This window comes from Rahnella sp. BCC 1045 (assembly GCF_019049615.1).
GTDB classification, from domain to species: Bacteria; Pseudomonadota; Gammaproteobacteria; order Enterobacterales; family Enterobacteriaceae; genus Rahnella; species Rahnella contaminans.
In genome coordinates this window covers 1-1329 of record NZ_JAFMOZ010000043.1, presented here as the reverse complement: position 1 = coordinate 1329, position 1329 = coordinate 1, and the positions used below count along the sequence as shown (strand labels likewise).

At 35.1% G+C, this 1329-nt stretch carries 1 protein-coding gene; it reads left to right on the top strand.

The genetic code is table 11. The features are described from left to right. Positions 1-240: 240 nt before the first annotated feature. Positions 241-1305: an acyltransferase gene (locus J1782_RS00260; RefSeq protein WP_217151901.1), complete on the top strand. Its 1065-nt coding sequence runs from the start codon at positions 241-243 to the stop codon at positions 1303-1305. Positions 1306-1329 lie beyond the last annotated feature (24 nt).

Here is a 1329-nt window from a genome sequence, read left to right as displayed (position 1 = left end):
TTTTTATACAATCCGTAAAATTTACTAACATTTTACACAACTTACTCTTTCTTTACTTTAAACTAGCATCCAAGCTAACATGTCTCCTCTCCTGGTTAGAAAGTGCCGCCTCTCTTCTTCGTGTTGACTTATCGAGATTATTTCACGCTGGATGGCATTTAAGACTTTCATTTTTTGTCTTCATTAATGATTTCTCAAGATCCATGTTGTGGAATCCGTACATAAAGGAAAAAGTTCTTGATGAAACGCCTTGCTGGTTTAGATGGTTTGCGTGGCTTACTTGCTATTGGTGTGGCATTGTCACATTCCTACAGCCATTTTACCGGCTGGCATACCGGGTATGATATTTTTCATAACCCAGATTATGCTGTAGACATTTTTTTTATCTTATCGGGTATCGTTCTATATCATTCTTATAATGAAAAATTAAGTAATAGAACAATGACATCATTTGACTTTATAGTGACTCGTTTTTTTAGACTTTACCCTTTACACCTTCTTGCTATTGTATGCATTCCTCTGGCATTGTATTTTTCCAGCGGTACTTTTTTCCCGTCCTGGGTCGGTAATATTACTCCATTTAACGTAATTGGTGACCTCACACTAACAAACTCCCTGGGAATAGGTTTTTTACCAAAGACAAATATCCCAAGCTGGTCTATATCAGTTGAAATGTTTGCAGGGACCTTAGTCCTCCTTCTCTGCTGTACTAAAAAATCAGTGCCTTGGGTTATTTTATTAGTTGGCTGCGCAATGGCTTATTACATAGGGATTGATGTTAAAGGTGCTGCTCAAGCCAAATTTCCATTTTTAAGTGACGGCGTTATTCGATGCGTATATTGCATGTCAGCAGGCGTCTGCGCGTATCAAATATCAATGAAATATAAAAATCACATCCAAAATCACAAAACTATAGCCTTTGGATTTGTATCATTATCATTTACTAGTATGATGATTGTACTTTTTGGGCTGAATATAGACTTAAGCATTTATCTTCCTCTGACATTAATTATTGCCTTTGCAATATCAATGATACCTCTTCTAGATTTTGATTTAACACGTTTTTTAGAATCAAAAACTTTAGTATACTTGGGTAAAATCTCATTCTCTGTATACATTATGCATACTCCTATTGTTTATTTATTGTTGAAGTTTAAGGATGATAATTTATATAATAATGTTATCTTTGCCACGCTCGCTGTGAGCCTGACAATTATTATATCAAAATATACCCTGGCTTTAATAGAGCTTCCCGCTTATCGATTTGGCAAAGATCTGGTAAAAAATACTAAACACCAGCAATAACACAATGTGTGAAATGGTATATTG